Genomic DNA, 17493 nt, shown 5'->3' with positions numbered 1-17493 from the left:
CGCGAGTGCGTAGGCGGACGCGCCAACGAGGGCGCCCACCAGCGCCGCGGTCAGTCCCCACCAGACGTTCGTCACCACTGCCCCGGCCCCTGGTTCACGCGGCCAGTGTCTCAGCCCTGAGGAAAGGTCAGGACGCCCCGTTGGTGACAGCGCTGTCACCTGCGCTCACGACGTCGTCACCGTCGGGAGGTTCACGCGCTCCTAATCTGATCGAAACATTCAGCTCGCATCGAACCGCTCCACCACCTTTTAGGAGTCGACTCGTGGTATCAATCCGCTCACGCCGCCTCGCGGCACTGTCGATCACACTCATGCTCACCGCGTCGGCCATGTCGGCCTGCGCCAAGGAGAACGCCGGTGGTGACAACAGCGCGACCGACGGCAACGTCGTGCACGTGGTCTGCGGCGCCACCGAGGACTGGTGCGCGGCGACCACCGAGAAGTTCAGCAAGTCCACCGGGGTCAAGGCCGACTTCGTCCGGCTCTCCAGCGGCGAGGCGCTGGCCCGGATCAAGGCCGGCAAGGGCAGCCCCGAGTTCGACGTCTGGTACGGCGGACCCGCCGACGGCTACTCCGCCGCCGGAGGTGAGGGCCTGCTCGAGCCGTACGTCTCCGCCAACGCCTCGGTCATCCCGGCCACGTACAAGGACCCGACCGGTCTCTGGACCGGCGTCTACGTCGGCGCGCTCGGCTTCTGCAGCAACAAGAAGATCCTGGCCGAGCGCGGCGTAGCGGTGCCGCAGTCGTGGGCGGACCTGCTGAACCCAAAGCTCGCGAAGGAGGTCGGGATGGCACACCCGTCGACCTCCGGCACCGCCTACACGGCGCTGTGGACCCAGGTCCAGCTCGCCGGCGGTGACCAGGCCAAGGCGCTGGAGTACATGCGCAAGCTGCACCCGAACGTGTTGCAGTACACCAAGTCGGGTGCCGCGCCCGCGCAGATGGCCGCCCGGGGTGAGGTCGCGGTCGGGATCATCTTCTCGCACGACTGCGTCGCGACCGTCGAGGCCGGCTTCCCGGACCTGCAGGTCAGCTTCCCGGCCGAAGGCACCGGGTACGAGACCGGCGGCGTCGCCCTGGTCAAGAGCGCGCGGAACCCGGTCAGCGGCAAGAAGTTCGTCGACTGGGCGTTGACCACGGAGGCCCAGGAGATCGGCCCGACGGTCAAGGCGTACCAGTTCCCCACCAACCCGGACGCCAAGGTCTCCGACAAGGTGGTCAAGCTGCCGACCATCAAGATGGTGACCTACGACGCGACGGTCGCCGGGCAGGCGAAGTCCGCGTTGAACAAGCGCTTCGACGCTGAAGTTGCGCAGGCGCCGAAGTCATGACGCTCCTGCTCCCCGAACGTGCCCCAACCGCTACCCCGCCCGGCGCTCGCCGCCGGCGGGGTGGCGACCCGGCGATCCGCCTGCTGATCGTCGTCTGCGTACTGCTGGTGGCGATCGGCGCGGCCATCCCGCTCATCGCGGTCCTGGCCACCGCCTTCGCGCCGGACGCGTTGCCGCGCTACGCGGAGTTCTTCACCTCGTCGGTGGACCTCGGCATCCTGCGCAACACGCTGGTGCTCGGCGCCCTCGTCGGGGCCTGCGGCACGGCATTGGGCTTCCTCTTCGCCTTCGTGCAAACCCGTCTCGACGTACCCGGCAAGAAGATCCTGCACGTCATCGCCATGATGCCGATCGTCAGCCCGCCGTTCGCGGTGGCCACCGCGACGGTGGTGCTCTACGGGCGTCGGGGCGTCATCAGCAACGGCGTGTTCGGCCTGCAGTACGACATCTACGGCTTGGACGGGCTGGTGTTCGTCCTGTCGATGTCGCTCTTCCCGGTGGCGTACCTGGGGCTGCTCGGCATGTTGCGCGGCCTCGACCCGGCGGTGGAGGAGGCGGCGATGAACCTCGGCGCCAGCCGGTGGCGCATCCTGCGTACGGTGATCCTGCCGTTGCTGGCCCCCGGTCTGGTCGCCCCCTTCCTGCTGCTCTTCGTGGAGGCGATCGCCGACCTGGCCAACCCGTTGGTGCTCGGCGGTGACTACACGGTGCTGGCCAGCCGCGCCTACCTCGCCGTCACCGGCGAGTACGACCTGACCAGCGCGTCGGTCTACTGCGTCATCCTGCTGGTGCCGTCGCTGGCGATGTACTTCGGGCAGCGGTGGTGGCTCAACCGCAAGGTACGCACCACGATCACCGGCCGGCCGTCCGGCAGCGTGCATCTCATCACCGGGTGGAGCCGCTGGCCGATCTACGGCCTCGCCCTGCTGGTCGCCGCGGTGATCGTCAGCCTCTACAGCACCGTGATCATCGGCTCGGTGACGAAGGTCTTCGGCGTGGACAACACGCTCACGCTCGACTACCTGCGCGAGGTCGTGGCTGGCCCCGGCGTCGAGGCGGTCCTGGACACCCTGCTGTTCGCCGCCATCGCCACCCCGATCGCCGGCGTCGTCGGCCTGATGGTGGCCTGGCTGGTGGTCCGGCATCTGCGGCGTACCGCCTGGCTGCTGGACCTGGGTGGCACGCTGGGGGTCGCGGTTCCCGGCACGGTGCTGGGCATCGGGTTCGTGCTGGCCTACCGCCCGGACCGCTACATCGGCGACTTCCTGGTCTTCCCCAGCCTCGTCGGGGGCAGCGCACTGGCCGCCGGAGCGGTCTCGATCGTGCTGGCGTACGTGATCCGCAGCCTGCCGGCGGGTCAGCGCACCGCGGTCGGCGCGTTGACCCAGCTGCACCCCAGCATCGAGGAGGCATCCACCGACCTGGGTGCCAGCGCGTTGCAGACCTTCCGTCGGGTCACCTTGCCGCTGATTCGTCCCGCCCTCTTGACCGGGCTGAGCTACAGCTTCGCCCGGAGCATGACCTCCGTCTCGACAATCGTGCTGCTGGTCACCCCGGAGACGAAGATCATCACCTCCCAGGTGATGAGCGCCGCCAGCACCGGCCGGTACGGGGTGGCGTTCGCCTACTGCACCGTCCTGACCGCCATCGTGCTGGCGGGCTTCCTGGTCATCCGATTCATCGTCGGCGCGGGTGCCGAGCTGCACCGCACCGCCACCTCCGAAGGGCAGCAGAAATGACCGCCGCAGCGCACGTCGAAGCGCCAATCACCGAACCGGCCGACGCGCTGCGTCCCGAGAGCGGCTCCGGGCACCTGCGACTGGATGGCCTCACCAAGCAGTTCCGCGGCCGCACCGGGACGGTCACCGCCGTCGACCGGGTCGACCTCGACGTGCTGCCGGGAGAGTTCATCACGTTGCTCGGCCCGTCCGGCTGTGGCAAGACCACGACGCTGCGGATGGTGGCCGGGTTCGAGCAGGCGACCGGCGGCGACATCCTGATCGACGGCAAGGCCATCGGGCACCTCCCACCGCAGCGACGGCCGATGGCCATGGTGTTCCAGAGCTACGCGCTGTTCCCGCACATGACGGTGGCCGAGAACATCGCCTACGGCCTGCGGTTGCAGCGCGGGCAGCGCAGCAAGGACGAGATCGCGACCGCCATGCGGATGGCGGTGACCAGCATGAATCTCGTGGGGATGGAGGAGCGCAGCCCGCACGAGCTCTCCGGTGGCCAGCAGCAACGCGTGGCGCTGGCCCGCGCGCTTGTGGTGCAGCCGAAGGTGCTGCTCTTCGACGAACCGCTGTCGAACCTCGATGCCAAGCTGCGCACCGCGATGCGGGCGGAGATCCGCCGGATCCAGAAGATGTTCGGCATCACCAGCATCTACGTCACGCACGACCAGGACGAGGCGATGAGCATGTCGGACCGGATCGTGGTGATGAACAAGGGCAAGGTGGAGCAGGTGGCCCGCCCGGGGGAGATCTACACCCGGCCGACAAGCGTGTTCGTGGCCGACTTCATCGGTCACGCCAACTTCGTCGAGGCCGCACCCGAGCGCATCGAGGACGGCGTGGCCACTCTCACGGTGCTGGGCCGACAGCTCACCGTCGCGGCCCACCCGACTGTCGCCGCCGGGGCGAACGGCACCTTCCTGATGATCCGCCCCGAAACGGTCCGCCTCACGCCGGTCACCAGCAGCGGGAACGGCACCGTGCTGCGCTCGACGTTCCACGGCCCGAGCCTCGACTACGAGATCGAGACGGCGGCCGGCACGATCACCGCCACTGAGCAGGGCGGCGACCCGAGCGAGGCGCTGGCGGAGGGGACGTCTGTCGATCTCACCTTCGACGCCGACCGTGCCTACCTGCTGCCGCGGGATTGAGCGGTGTGACCGTCACTGACCGGAGCCGCAACCGATTTGAACCGGACGGACTTTCTGTCCGTCGTGAGGACGTCCGAGTCAGGTGACGGGACCGACCGTCTAGGCAAAAAACGTGGTGTACGGAGAGGGCGACGCGATGACACAGGTGGTTGAGGCATCCACCGACCAGGTTGCCGCCTTTCACGCTCTGCTGCTGCGGATGTCCGGACGCCTCCCGGACGAACTGACCACCGCCGCGCGTCGGTGGCTCGCCGAGGGTGAGTTCGTGGAAATCGCCCAGGCGGTGCTCTTCTCCGCGCTCGCCGCTCGGCTTCCGATGACGGAGGGTGACCTGAGCTTGCTCTCCGCGACCCTGGTCGAGGCGGGGGAGGACACCGAGGCGCTCGCCGACATCGAGCGCACCGATGACGATCCGCTGCCGCCGTACGGGGTTGCCCCGGTCAGCCCCGACGAGCTGGACGAACACGGCTCCGCCGTGCCGTACAGCATCGACCTGACCGTGCCCTACGACGGGCCCGGCGCCGCGGACGACGTCGACCGGGCGGCGGTCGCGGCGGCCGAGGCGCAGCGCAACGACGGGGTGGCGGTGGCCGCGCTGTGGCGTGCCTGGCGGTTCCCCGCCATCGACGCGCAGTGGCCACCGCCACGTCGGATCTACCTGCTGCAGAGCGACGACGAGGCGGCCGTGCCGGCGTTGGCCGTCCACCTCCAGGATGCGCTGGAAGCCGTCGGCGAGACGGACCCGCAGGTCGAGGTGTTCGTCGATCCGGACGAACTGCCGGCGTACCAGCGCAACACGCTCGGCTTCTCCACCCTGCTCTGGACCGCGACCCCGCCGATCCGGCCGCTCGTCGCACGGGTCTACGACATGTTCGACGCCGAAAGCGGGCCCGGTTTCGCGTCCGACCACCCTCGGCTCGACGGGGACGAACGCGATCAGATTCTGGAATACCTGGCCGACGGCACACCGCTGTTGATCACTCCGACCCTTAGTCCGGACGTGGTCGATCCGGCCGCCGGCGAGGTGGTGCCGACCGGGTTCTTCACCGACGGCCGCTGGATCTGGGCCGATGCCGCCGTCTACTACCTGCGGACGTACGGGCTTGCGCCGGATCCCGACCTGGTGGAGGCGATCCGGGCGAGCCACTACCTCCCGCCGGAAGTCGACGCGGTCGCGCTGCACCGGGCGCTCTCCGTCCTCTATGCGCCGGTCGACGAGGGCAGGTCGACCCAGGGCACCGCAGAGCTTCCTGCGGACGCGCCTGCCGACCGGAAAGAAACCGGCGACAACCTTTGAGCCGACCATGAGCGTTAGTTGTCGGGCATCCGACCTGGTAGCTGAGGGAGATTGAGAAGTGGCGACCACACGCGGCGGTGATGCGAACCGAGGACATCGACACCGGCTCGTGGGTTCCACCCTGCGCCGGATCAGGGCCACCCTGACCCGGCGGGCCAACAGCAACCTGACCATCACGATCGGCGGCCGAGGGCTCTGGCGCACCGGCACGGCGAAGGGCTGACCAAGAGTGACCACCTGGCAGGCGCGGCCCTGACTGCTGTGCGAACCGCGATGTCCTCGACGAGCGTCAACCCGCTGCCCCCTGCCCTCATCGTGGAGCACGTCGGGGAGACGCTGACTCTGTGTACCGCGGTGGACCCGCGAACGTCGATCCTCAGGCTGGCCGCCGCCCTGCCTGCGCAGCAGGGACGACGGGCGGTGCTGAGCTCACCGTCGGTGACGGCCCGCCAGGATCTGTTCGACCAGTTGGTGGAGGCGCTGACCGAGCACCTGGGCGGTGTCGCCACCGGGGTCCGGTTGGTGCCGCTCGGGTCGTACGCCCCCGCCGTCGATCCCGGCAGGGAGGTGCAGCTCCTGGCCGAGTGGATCGGCCAGGAGGTCACCTACCCGCAGAGCAAGTTGATGGTCTCGGCGGGCACCGTGCTCCAGCCCGTGGCGTGGAAGACGGTGGACCCGGAGGGCGGAGTCCGGTCCGAACCGCTGTGGCCAGATGTTCCGTCACCGGCGGGAGCGCCGCTGTCACCAGCGGTCGCGCCGACGCCAGTGGTCGTCCCGGCGTCGCCTCCGTCTTGGCCTCCGCACCCGACTCCACAGGTCAACCCGGCACCGGCGGTCGCGGCGGCACCAGCGCTCGTGGCGGCGCCGGCACCGCTTTCGCCTTCGCCGGTCGTGGCGGCGCCGGCACCGCTTTCACCTTCGCCGGTCGTCGTGGCACCGCCTCCGTCCTGGCCACCGCTGCCGCAGGTGGTGGAGCAGCGCGCGGAGCGGGGTGACGACCCCAGCCTGCTGTCGGTCACCCCGCACTGGCCCCACGTGGTCCTGCACACCAACGGCGGCTTCGTCGACCTGCCGGCGCGGCGTCCGCCTCGCGTTCTGTGGCCGGCCCGGCCCACGCCCCGCGTGCGGCACAGCTCGCCGATGACCGTTCCCGCGACGATGCCGGGCGTACGCACCGCGGCTGGCTGGTCATTCCTCGGCCAAACGGCGCTGGGCGACGGTCGGATCCTGGCCGGCTTCGTGGTGGAGATCCTGGTAAAGGTGACCGGGTTCCGGCTCAACGATCGGCCGGTGCCGCCTCGGGCGCTAGCGAAACTGATCGAGGCGTGCCGGGCGGGGGACAGCCGACCGTTGGTGCTCGTCACCTCCGGCGTACCGGTGCGTGGGGCCGCCGCCGACCTGCTCTTCGGTGGCCTGGCCGACGCGCTCACGGCACCGCTGTACGTCGCCGACGGGGCAGTCACCCGGACCGCCACCGGGCTGCTGTGGACCAGCGGTTCCTTCACCCTCTGGGGCCGGCGGCAGCCGGGCGCCGCACGCGGGCCACGCCCCGTCCGCGCGGTCGGGCCGGTATTACCGCCCCGACCGTCCGCGCGTAAGCGCCGACCTGGTCCCAGCCCGGCTCAGCCAACCGCAGCGGCACCGGTAGCGGTACCGGCCCCGATCGCCCCGAAGATCGTTGCCCTGCTGAAGTCCGCCCGCTGGATGGCTCACGCCCGGTGGCCCGCCCTGCTGGTGCCGCCCGCAGAAGACGCCGTCCTGACTGGTGACACCGGCCCGACCAGAATCTCGGATGCGGCAAGCGCGGCCGAGGTGATGCCGACTGCTGTGGGCCTCGACCAACCCGACGAGCTGATGGTCTCGGTCCTCGGTTGGCAGCCGGAGATGTCCCTGGACGCCGTCGCCGTGCACAGCACGCTCGCGGCACCACCATCGGCCGACACCGCGTCGACTCTGTCGAGCCAATGGGAAGGCCCGGCCGGGGACACGAGCGTTGCCGAGCACGCTCCGCTGCCCGAGACGCCGTCCGGGCCGCCGCCTCGCTGGCTGGTCGACGTCGATGGTCAGGAGGTGGTCGCCAACCCGGCGGCGCTGCGCCAAGCGCTCGACGGTCGGTACGACGCGCATGCCCGGGTGGTGGCCCGGACCCTGGCACAGTCGCCCGGCCTCCGGGCTGCGGCCGGCGCGTCCAGGGAACTCGCCGCCGGGCTGGTCGCGGTCCGGGCGTACTGCGCTGGTGAACGTGCGCTGGTGAACCAGGTCCTGCGCGGTGGTGGCCCCGACTCGGAACTGGACCGGCTCCTGCTGGTGGCCCGCAGCGCCGGGTACGGGCTGCGCCGACTGCCGTCGGTCCTGGGCCCGGTGTTCCAGCACGGCCTGGTCGACCCGGGCCTGGCCGCCGCCTACCGGCCTGGCGACGTGTTGGTCGAGCCTGCCTTCGTGGACGTCGACCTTGCCCCCAGGACCGGAGCGGAAGAAGGGGTGCGGTTCGCCATCTGGTCGGTCAGCGCCCGCCGGTTGGACGGTCTGGACACCGGTGCGCGAGCGGCGGCGATCTTCCCGCCGGGCAGCCGGTTCCAGGTGCTCGCGGTCGACGAGGCGACCCCTGACCGTGCGGCCCGGGTTCTGCTGCGCGATCTCATGTCGTCTCACCGAGGTGGGCACGATGGCAGCGAGCGGATCCTGGATCGCTTGCGCACCGCCGATCAGGGCGGTAAATCGGCCGCTGACGACCGCGTACCGCTGCCTTTCGCTCCCGGCCTGGACGACGCGGGCCGGCCCTTTCCCGCACCGGCGCTCGCCGGTGCTGCTGTCACGGCTGATGAGGATGTACGAGCGTGACTAACATGCTGTCGGTCTCCGAGACCGAAGCGGGATGCTTGCCGAGCATCACCGCGGCGCTGGCGCAGGCCGCACCCGGTGCCATGATCGTCGTCCAGCCGGGCACATACCACGAGCAGCTACGACTCGCCGGAGACGTCACCCTGGTGGCCGAGGATGGCCGGGGCACCGTGACCATCGACGGCGGCGATGGTGTGGCCATCTTCGTCGGCGGCGGGAACGTGACGCTACGGGGTCTCTCGGTGCGCGGCGGCTCGGCCAACCTGCCAGCGCTACAGGTCGGGCGGGGAGCGCTGAACGCGACCGAGTGCACGATCACCGGGCAGGGGATCGTCGCGGTCCACGTGCCCGCAGGCGCCGCAACACTTCAGGACTGCCAGATCACCAACCCCAGCGGCGCCGGTCTCCTGTTCGAACGCACCGGTGGCGGAACGATCAGCGCCACGACGATCCGGGAGACCGGCGGCGCCGGAGCGGTGATCGCCAGCGGCGCGGACCCGGTGCTGCGCGGCTGCACGCTTACCGACATCCACGGCGCCGGGGTGCACTGTAGCCAGGGCGGGCGGGGCACGGTCGAGGACTGCGACATCACCGCGGTCGACGGCGCGGCCGTGGTGGTCGAGGACGGGTTCCTGCGCGTGTTGCGCAGCAAACTGCATGACCTGACCGGGACCGGAGTGGTCGTCACTAGCGGCCAGCCGACCCTGGAGAGCTGTGAGATCCGCGCGGTCGGCGGGCACGGCGTCGTCCTGTCCGGCACCGCCGCCCCGGTGCTGCGGGGCTGCAAGGTGCACGACGCGCGTGGGCACGGACTGCTCGTGCTCGAGGAGGCTACCGGCGCAATCACCAACTGTGAGATAACCGGCACCGAGGCGGCGGCGATCGCGGTCAGCGGGTCGGCCGCGCCACTGATCGAGGGCGGCCGGGTGACGAACAACCCGGGTGGCGCGGTGCTGTTCCAGGCCGAGGCCACGGGCACGCTACGCGGGCTGACGGTGAGTGGTGGGCAGACCGGAATCGTGGTCGGCGGGTCGGCCACCCCGCGGCTCGAGGAGTGCGCGCTCAACAACATCCAGGAGTACGGGATACGCCTGCTCGACCAGGCGCGGGCCAAGGTCGAGCGGGCCCGGATCGAGCGGTGCGGGGCCGGCGGAATCCTGGTCGAGGCGGAGGCGACGCTCGACGCCGATCAGGCCACGGTGCAGAACTGCGGGGTCGGGCTACTGGTCAACGGCACTGCGACGGTCACCGGGTCGGATGTGGGTAGCTCCCGCACCGTCGGAGTTCTGGCGCAGAAGGACGCGAACCTGACCCTGCTCGGCACGCGCGTGCACCACAGCGGTGGGCCGGGCGTGCGGTTCGTCGGCAGCGCCGCCGGGCGGTTGACCGGGTGTGAGCTGATCGAGAACGCGGGTGGTGGCCTGCTCCGGGAGACGGCCGAGCCGGTCGAGGTCCAGTCGACCACGATGGTCGGCAACGGCGGTGACGGGGTCCGCCCGAGCACCCCGGGCAGCACTCGGCCCGCCGGTCCGGCGCCAACCCTCGACGAGCCGCTCCGACCCGCTGTGGCGTCGGCCAGCGCCGACTCCGGCGGCAAGCCGGACCAGACCACTGCGCTGCTCGCCGAACTGGACGCCCTCGTCGGGCTCGCCGGGGTGAAGCACGAGGTGGCGACGCTGGTCGGGCTGCACCAGATCAGCCAGCGTAGGGCGGCCGCCGGGCTGCCCGCGCCGCCGATGTCCCGGCACCTCGTCTTCGCCGGTGCGCCCGGCACCGGAAAGACCACTGTGGCACGGCTGTACGGGCGGATCCTTGCCGGACTCGGCGTGCTGCGCTCCGGTCAACTCGTCGAGGTCTCCCGGGCCGACCTGGTGGCCGAGCACATCGGCGGTACCGCGGTGAAGACCACCGAGAAGTTCAACGAGGCACTCGGCGGGGTGCTCTTCGTCGACGAGGCGTACACCCTCGCCCCGGTCAAGGGTGGCAGCGGTCACGACTTCGGCCGGGAGGCGGTCGACACGCTGGTCAAGTTGATGGAGGACCACCGGGAGGAGGTGGTGGTCATCGTCGCCGGCTACTCGGCGCAGATGCGCACCTTCCTGGCTGCCAACCCCGGCCTGGCCTCCCGTTTCTCCAGGAACGTCGAGTTCGAGAGCTACTCGACCGGCGAGCTGGTGACCATCGTCGAGCGGCTCTGCAGCACGCACCACTACTCCCTGGAGTACGACACCAGGTTGGCGTTGGCGAGCCTCTTCGACGACATGGAACGGGACGTGAACTTCGGCAACGCCCGGGTGGCCCGCAAGGTGTTCGAGGAGATGGTCGGGCGTCAGGCGTACCGGCTCTCCCAGGCCGGCGACACCTCCGGTGTCGAACTGGCACAGCTGCTGCCACAGGACCTCGGCGCGCAGGCGACCCCCGGGGTGCACGCCGGGGAGGCGCATGACGAGAACCTCAACCACCTGCTCGCCCGCCTCAACAACATGATCGGTCTGGCGGATGTGAAGCGCGAGGTGGCCGAGATGATCGACCTGCTCGCCACCATCCGCACCCGGGTCCAGGCCGGGCTGCCAGCACCGTCGGTCTCCCGGCACCTGGTCTTCTCCGGTCCGCCGGGCACGGGTAAGACCACGGTGGCCCGACTCTACGGTGAGCTGCTGACCGCGTTGGGTGTGCTCGCCGGGGGTCAGATGGTGGAGGTGGCCCGAGCGGATCTGGTGGGGGAGTACATCGGTCATACCGCGCAACGGACCCGGGAGGCGTTCGACCGGGCCAGGGGTGGCGTGCTCTTCATCGACGAGGCGTACACGCTGGCGCCGCCGGACGCCCGTCAGGACTTCGGCCGCGAGGCGATCGACACCCTGGTCAAGCTGATGGAGGACCACCGAGACGAGGTAGTGGTCATCGCCGCCGGGTACGAGGACGAGATCGAGGAGTTCCTCGCCACCAACGCCGGCTTGGCGTCTCGCTTCTCGCGTCGGATCCACTTCGCCAACTACGACGCGAACGACCTGGTGGCCATCTTCCAGAACCTCGCCTCGGCGAGTGGCTACGAGTGCCCAGGACAGACCTTGGTTGCACTCCGTGAGCACTTCGAGCACATACCGCGAACCCGCTCCTTCGGCAACGGCCGCTACGCGCGGCAGGTGCTCGATGAGGCGATCACCCGCCAGGCGGGCCGGATCCGTACCCTACGTAACCCTGATGTGGAGCAGTTGCGAACGCTGCTCGTCGAGGACGTGACACGGGCATGAACATGCCTCGACGTTCTGGTGATGCGCCCAGCATTTGTAATAGTTTCGTAAAAGTTTGGGCTGATGGGCACCAACCCGCCCTTATGCTGCACCGGGCCTTCGCAGCGAGACCGCCGTTCGGTAGTCGTTGGGGGCTCGACGCAGGATCTGATGGCTACGGGTTGGGAGGCTGCTCTTGTTCGAGCTGGCCAGCAAAGTCGGCACGGCGTTCGCCGACGGCGACGGCGCGGATTGGGCGTCGGACAGCATGAGGCCGCAGGTGCGCATGCATCGGCTGTACGCCTGGAATGCCGAGCCGCTCCACCGGTTTCTGCTGCGGTTGACCTGGGGTGACCGGCAGCTTGCGGAGGACCTGCTCCAGGAGACGATGCTCCAGGCGTGGCGGCACATCGACCGGTTGCCCAACAACCGCGAGTCGATCCGCCGGTGGCTCTTCATCGTGGCCCGGCGCATTGCCATCGACGCCGCCCGCGCTCGTCAGGCACGACCGGCCGAGATCGGGGTGACCGACCTGGCCTGGTTCGCTGGCGCGATCGACGTGACCGAGGATGTGGTGACGGCGCAGACGGTCCGCAGCGCGTTGCCGAAGTTGAGTGCCGCGCACCGTTCTGTGCTGATCGAGCTGTACTTCTTCGGTCGCTCAACCGACGAGGCGGCGGCCCGGCTGGGCATCCCGGAGGGAACGGTGAAGTCGCGGGCGCACTACGCGTTGCAGGCGTTGCGGGCAGCAATCGGACGGACCGACGGGGAGTGATCCGGGCGTTACGCCCGAGTGCCGTGTCCGGGCGACCGGCACGACGAGCACGGCCTACAGTATGGGCCTGTCCTGGCATACCCTGGGCTGTGTCTTTCCCAAACAGCCCAGGTCACCGAGGAGATCTAGCGCGCTGATGACCAACAACGGCGAGGGCTCCCGCAGTGCGTGCCATGACTGTGGGCTGTACCTGCTGGGTGCTCTCAGCCCGGATGCTGTGGTCGCCTTCGAAGCGCACCTCACCGACTGCTGCGACTGCCAGGACGAGTGTGAGACGCTGGGCCCGATCGTCAGCGCCATGATCGGCCTCTCGCCCGCCGACGTCGAGGACATGCACCCGCATCCGGAGCCTCTCTGACCTGGAAGCCACCAGCCCCACTGGTCTTCAGCTCCGAGATGCGTGAGGATGTCCGGATGCGTGCACCAATTGATCGTTTGCGGGTGTACGGGTACGACCGGGTCACTCTCATCGTCCGCGGTGCCGGGTTGCCACCGGAGGTCACCCCGGCGAGCCTGCCCCGCGAACGTGATCGGCACACCGTCGTCGTGGCGGCTGACCCGCCCGTGGAGTTGCCCGCCCTGAGTGAGTTGCTCGCCCGGCATCTGCCGGTGCGATGCGAGTCCATCCGGCTGGTCCTCTCCGACGCGGGCCAACCGACTGTCGCGCAGGTCCTCGCCGACCAGCTGCGGCTGGAGGTGCTGGCACCGGCCGGGCCGGTCATGCTCCTGCCCACGGGGATGCTCTTCGTCGTCAACGGGCAGTGGCACCGATTCCGACCGGGAGAGCAGGCCGAGAGCCAGGGGAGCCGGCACCCCGCCCCGGACTGGCAGCGCGCACTTCCTGTCGACTGGCGACACCGAGCATTCGACCTGGGTGTGACCGAGGTGCCGGCCGGGCTGTGGCTGCACGACGCTGACACGACGATGCCGGAGATCGACCCTGCGGTAACCGCCCTGCCGGTCGACAGCGAGCGGGTCACCGTCGTGATCGGCCAGCCGGGCCGTCCCGCGATGACTCCCGAATCGGTCCACGCGCTCCTGGTGTCGCTGCCCCGACCGCTGCGCCGCCGACTGATCCTCACACCACACGAGGCGCACGAGGGCACGGCCCACACGGTCGCCGAGTGGCTCGCCACTCGCACCGGCGTGACCGTCGAGGTGACGAGCGGAATGTTGCCCAGCCCTGCCGTGGGCGAGGCCACCGACGAGGCCCGTCCCCAACGCGAGGTATGGCCCTCGTTCGTGCCGCGACTGGTCTACCGCGCCGGCGCCGCGCCATCGGTGTTGAAGGGCAGACCGACGCTCCCGGACGTGCAGATGATCAACGGCATCCAGCGCGTGGACGAGGGTTGGGTGATCGAGGCGATCCGTTGCGGTCTGTGGCTGCGACAGGACGGCACGGATCCCGAGCAGGACCTCGTCCGGCGGCTGCCGGTCGATCTGCGTAACCCGATGCTCGTGCTCGGCACCGCCGCGGTCACGGAACCCGCCCCGGTGTTGGCCGTGCTGGACACGCTGGCCGCCGAGCTGCCGACCGATGTCGCCCCGCTGCTGCGGGTGGCTGTGACGCGGGTGCCGGACGAGCCCGACGCGTCACCGTGGGCCGCGGTGGCCGCGCGGTACGGCCCGCTGCTGGCCGTGGTCGGTCCAGGCCACCTGATCGAACTGCCCCACGCGACGCCGGCCACCACACCGGAGCCAGTCCCCGAGGTGCCGGTGTCGGAGTTCGTGTCGCGGTCGGAGCCAGAGCCGGAGCCAGTGCCAGAGCCGGAGCCAGTGCCAGAGCCAGAGCCAGAGCCAGCGCCGGAACCGGAACCAGCGCCGGAACCGGAACCAGTGCCGGAGCCGGAACCGGAACCGGAACCAGTGCCGGAGCCGGAGCCGGAACCGGAACCGGAACCGGAGCCGGAGCCGGAACCGGAGCCGGAACCAGCGCCGGCGCCGGCGGTGGTGATGACTGAGCCGGTGGTGACACGGCTCACCCAGACGATGCTGACGCCGATCGAGCGGCCGGTACCGGCAACGCCGAGCGGGCCACCGCTGCCGCTCGTACCGGTCGGAGTCGCGCGGGAACTCCCGCTCGGACCACCAGCTGATGGGGTGCCTAGCCGGGATCGATGCGGCGTGTGCGTCGCCGCCGGCCGTCCGGGCGACCAGGACCGCTGGTCGCCGGGCCAGCTATTGGTCGCGCCTGAGGGGTTGGCGGCGGCATCCGCGCCATACGTCGTCGACTCGCCCGGGTTCGGGCCGGTCCTGACGATCTGGTCGAGTCGCAATCGGCTCGCCGGGAGCCACGACGGGCGGTGGTTCGTGGCGGGCAGTGGGTTCAAGGTGCTCGGGGTCGAGCAGGCCGATACTGGCGGGCCGGCGCTGGTCCTGGCCAGGGAGGCGACGAGCACAGACGCGGACGACGAGAGGCTCGACCGGGTCGCGCGGATGGCGTTGCGCCGCTTCGTCGAGGCCGTTCGCCGTGCGCCGTCCTCCGAACGCTGGCCGGTCAGTCCTGGTCCCCGAGAGCGAGCGAGTCGATGATCGAGCTGCACGCCATCAACCAGGCCCGACGTGTCTCCACCGCGAGTTGGTCGTACTCGATGCGCCCGCCGGCGCGGATGAGCCCGTCGTAGGGGATGACTGCCACGTCGCGGACGACCTCCCGGTAGCGCTCGACGATCTCCGTGAGCAGCTCAGGATCCGGCTTCGGGTCTGCGCACGAGACGACCGCGACGGCGTTCTGCACCAGGTCGGCACGCCCGGTGCGGACCAGGTGGTCCAGCATCCACAGCCCGCTGTCGGCCACATCGCGCTGCACCGTGGTCGGTACGACGAGGCAGTCGGCCACGGCCGTCGCCGAGCGCCAGTTCGCCGCCCGGACGTTGTTACCGGTGTCGACGACGATCAGCCGGTAGAACCGACTCAACGCTCTCCACAGCTTCCCGAATGCCTCGTCGTCGATGATCTCCATGCTGCCAGCGGCGTCATCGGAGGCCAGCACGTCGAAGCGGGCGCTCTGCGGTCGGAGGAAGGCGGCGAGTTGGCCGACGCTCCCCGTGCTGGCGAGGAATTCGTCGATGCGGTGCAGCAGGTCGATCACGGTCTGCTGGTGCGCGGCCGGCTCGGCGCGCATACCGAGGGTGCCCCGGGTCTCGTTGTTGTCCCACGCCAGCGTGTAGCCACCCCGGTGAAAGCCGAAGGTCGCCGCTGCCAACAGGGCCGTGGGGGTCTTCGCCGCGCCGCCCTTGGGGTTCGCCACGACGACCGACATGGTCCGACTGAACGGAACCAGCAGGCGCCGGCGCGCTGCTCGGTGCACCAACTCCTCCCGTGCCGGTGGCAGTGACAGGGCTCCACCGCTGAACCGGTTCGCCCGCCCCCGCCAGCCCCATTGGGCCGTGGACGGCCCAGCGACAGTTGCCGCCGGCCCGCCACTCGGCGCGGCGGGCGTGGTCGTGGGGGCTGCGTTCGCGGCGGCCGGTGGCTGGCTGGGCAGCTGCCAGGCCGAACGAGGCGCCTCGGTACGGGTGCCGTCCGGTGCGGTCCCGGGCGGTGTGGTTCGAGGCTCGGCGTTGGTCGGCTGCGTGGTGGGCGCGCCGTCGGGTTCGCCGAGGCTCGACTGGGACCGGGGTCGCATCGTCGTCCTTCCTGGGTGGGTGCCGTTCACCCAGCACGACGTGGCGCACGGTAGGACGGTTCACCGATACCGACACAAAGACAAGTGTCGATGTCAAGCGCGTTTCAGAAACCTCGGAAACGCCTCGGTCGCTCTGGTCAGCGGCAGATCGGCCGGGCTAGCCTGCCGGCAGAGGTGAGGAGTCGACGGTGAAGTTCTCTCGCACGGCACTACGGATCGCTGCCGCCACGGTGGCGACGATGCTGCTCGCGCTCGTCGGCAGCACGCCAGTCTCGGCGGCACCGGCCACGACGACCACCCACACCCCGTCGACCTGGACGCTCGTCGACCTGCCACAACGGCTCTGCGCCACCCCCGACGACCCGCGCGCCCTGTACTTCTTCGTCGTCCTCGACGGGACGTGGTCGACGTCGATCACCGTCGGCTACACCGGCATGCCCGCCGGCGTCGAGGTGTACAGCCCGCTGACCGCTCTACCCGGCTCCGGGGACGGTCACGTCGTTCAGATCTTGGCCGCGTTCCGCCTGAGCGGCGTCGCGCCCAGCCGGTACGTCCCCCAACTCTGGGCCACCGACGGTGCCGTCACGCAGAGCGTCCCGGTCGTCCTCGACGTCCAGTCGCGTTGTTAGCGGGTGCGGGCCGAGCTGGCTGACCTCGTACCCGTCGGGGTAGCTCTTGGTTTTGATCCCATCGGCGAACAACGCCGTGGCCCGTGGCGCGCCGAACCACCGTTGCAGCCGCGAGCGCGCCTTCAGCGCCACACGTAACCCGGCCCGGACCGGCCACGGCGGCGTGTCGACTCGCATCGCGTGCCGCAGCGGCGCGTCGTAGAGGGCGCTGACCAGCGCGTCTCCCAGCGGTGCGAGCTGCCGGGGGATCCGGGTGAGCATCAACGTGCGGGTGGCCCGCTCGATGGTCGCCGCATCGTCGTTGGGCCGCAGGTGCGCCTCGTCGTGGGCGGTGAACCAGGTCTCGAAATCGTCGTACGACCCGGGGATGTCCGTGATGCCCATCCGCCGGCCCAACTCCCGGTAGAACAGGTACGTGGCCTGCCGTTCGTGACAGCAGGGCGGGCGCCAGCCGTACTCCTGCAACCACCGGGTGGGGATCACGACCAGGCAGCCAAGGACGTAGCGGAAGTCGTCGTTGCTGATGTCGTACCGGCGGTGGATCTGATTGACGCGCCGCAACGCGTCGCGGCCACGCGGCTGCTCGAAGCCGTTGAGCACCATCTCGTACATCAGTAGGCCGGTGTCGTCGATGCGCTTCTGGGTGCGTTCGGTCAGCTCGCCGGTGGCGGTGTGCACGGCGGCGATGCCCGGGATCGAGAAGGACCTGTTGAACGCGAGGTTGAGCCCGAGCTTCATGTCCCACGGAAACTCGTAGCGCAGCATGGTCTGATAGATGGCCAGATAGTCGCGCTCCGGGTCCAAGGCGCGGGTCCGGGACAGGTTCTCGTAGCGGCCTCTCATCGGCGGGCGTCTCCAGTTCTGAATTCGCGGCT

General features: G+C 70.0%; 11 protein-coding genes and 1 pseudogene. 10 read left to right on the top strand and 2 right to left on the bottom strand.

The window, feature by feature from the left end; all coding sequences use genetic code 11:
- The first annotated feature begins 263 nt into the window (after window positions 1-263).
- From IF46_RS0109045 to IF46_RS34715, 9 genes are all read left to right on the top strand, one after another.
- Window positions 264-1331 carry an ABC transporter substrate-binding protein gene (locus IF46_RS0109045; protein ID WP_198041396.1) on the top strand — a complete coding sequence of 356 codons (1068 nt, stop codon included), beginning with the start codon at window positions 264-266 and terminating at the stop codon, window positions 1329-1331.
- The gene (locus IF46_RS0109040; protein WP_051723774.1) at window positions 1328-3070 is read left to right on the top strand and encodes an ABC transporter permease; all 1743 of its coding nucleotides are present in this window, start codon (window positions 1328-1330) and stop codon (window positions 3068-3070) included. The genes IF46_RS0109045 and IF46_RS0109040 overlap by 4 nt, the downstream gene beginning before the upstream one ends.
- The gene (locus IF46_RS0109035) at window positions 3067-4215 is read left to right on the top strand and encodes an ABC transporter ATP-binding protein (protein ID WP_030487840.1); all 1149 of its coding nucleotides are present in this window, start codon (window positions 3067-3069) and stop codon (window positions 4213-4215) included. The genes IF46_RS0109040 and IF46_RS0109035 overlap by 4 nt, the downstream gene beginning before the upstream one ends.
- 136 nt (window positions 4216-4351) lie before the next feature.
- The gene (locus IF46_RS0109030; RefSeq protein ID WP_157562767.1) at window positions 4352-5512 is read left to right on the top strand and encodes a hypothetical protein; all 1161 of its coding nucleotides are present in this window, start codon (window positions 4352-4354) and stop codon (window positions 5510-5512) included.
- 273 nt (window positions 5513-5785) lie between these two features.
- Window positions 5786-8353 carry a hypothetical protein gene (locus IF46_RS0109020; RefSeq protein WP_030487838.1) on the top strand — a complete coding sequence of 856 codons (2568 nt, stop codon included), beginning with the start codon at window positions 5786-5788 and terminating at the stop codon, window positions 8351-8353.
- A 5-nt stretch (window positions 8354-8358) separates the two neighbouring features.
- On the top strand, window positions 8359-11607 hold the full coding sequence (locus tag IF46_RS0109015; protein ID WP_051723772.1) for a right-handed parallel beta-helix repeat-containing protein: 3249 nt from the start codon (window positions 8359-8361) through the stop codon (window positions 11605-11607).
- A 175-nt stretch (window positions 11608-11782) separates the two neighbouring features.
- The gene (locus IF46_RS0109010) at window positions 11783-12361 is read left to right on the top strand and encodes a sigma-70 family RNA polymerase sigma factor (protein ID WP_232233978.1); all 579 of its coding nucleotides are present in this window, start codon (window positions 11783-11785) and stop codon (window positions 12359-12361) included.
- Between the two features lie 136 nt (window positions 12362-12497).
- Window positions 12498-12719, top strand: a complete 222-nt coding sequence (locus tag IF46_RS0109005) for a hypothetical protein (RefSeq protein WP_030487835.1) — start codon at window positions 12498-12500, stop codon at window positions 12717-12719.
- Window positions 12720-12775: 56 nt separating this feature from the next.
- Entirely contained in the window at window positions 12776-14893 is a 2118-nt protein-coding gene (locus tag IF46_RS34715; protein ID WP_198041394.1) for a hypothetical protein, read from the top strand.
- Here the strand turns inward: IF46_RS34715 and IF46_RS0108995 are convergent.
- Window positions 14859-15989, bottom strand: a complete 1131-nt coding sequence (locus IF46_RS0108995; RefSeq protein ID WP_232233977.1) for a MinD/ParA family ATP-binding protein — start codon at window positions 15987-15989, stop codon at window positions 14859-14861. The genes IF46_RS34715 and IF46_RS0108995 overlap by 35 nt on opposite strands.
- A 239-nt stretch (window positions 15990-16228) precedes the next feature.
- Here IF46_RS0108995 and IF46_RS34710 point away from each other — a divergent pair.
- Window positions 16229-16555: pseudogene (locus IF46_RS34710) on the top strand (DUF5980 family protein); the annotation flags it as partial.
- Here the strand turns inward: IF46_RS34710 and IF46_RS0108985 are convergent.
- On the bottom strand, window positions 16463-17461 hold the full coding sequence (locus IF46_RS0108985) for an oxygenase MpaB family protein (RefSeq protein WP_084597833.1): 999 nt from the start codon (window positions 17459-17461) through the stop codon (window positions 16463-16465). The pseudogene IF46_RS34710 and the gene IF46_RS0108985 overlap by 93 nt on opposite strands.
- Between the last annotated feature and the right edge of the window lie 32 nt (window positions 17462-17493).

Source organism: Micromonospora chokoriensis (genome assembly GCF_000718555.1).
Classification (GTDB): domain Bacteria; phylum Actinomycetota; class Actinomycetes; order Mycobacteriales; family Micromonosporaceae; genus Micromonospora; species Micromonospora chokoriensis_B.
This window is presented reverse-complemented; position numbering and strand designations above follow the sequence as displayed.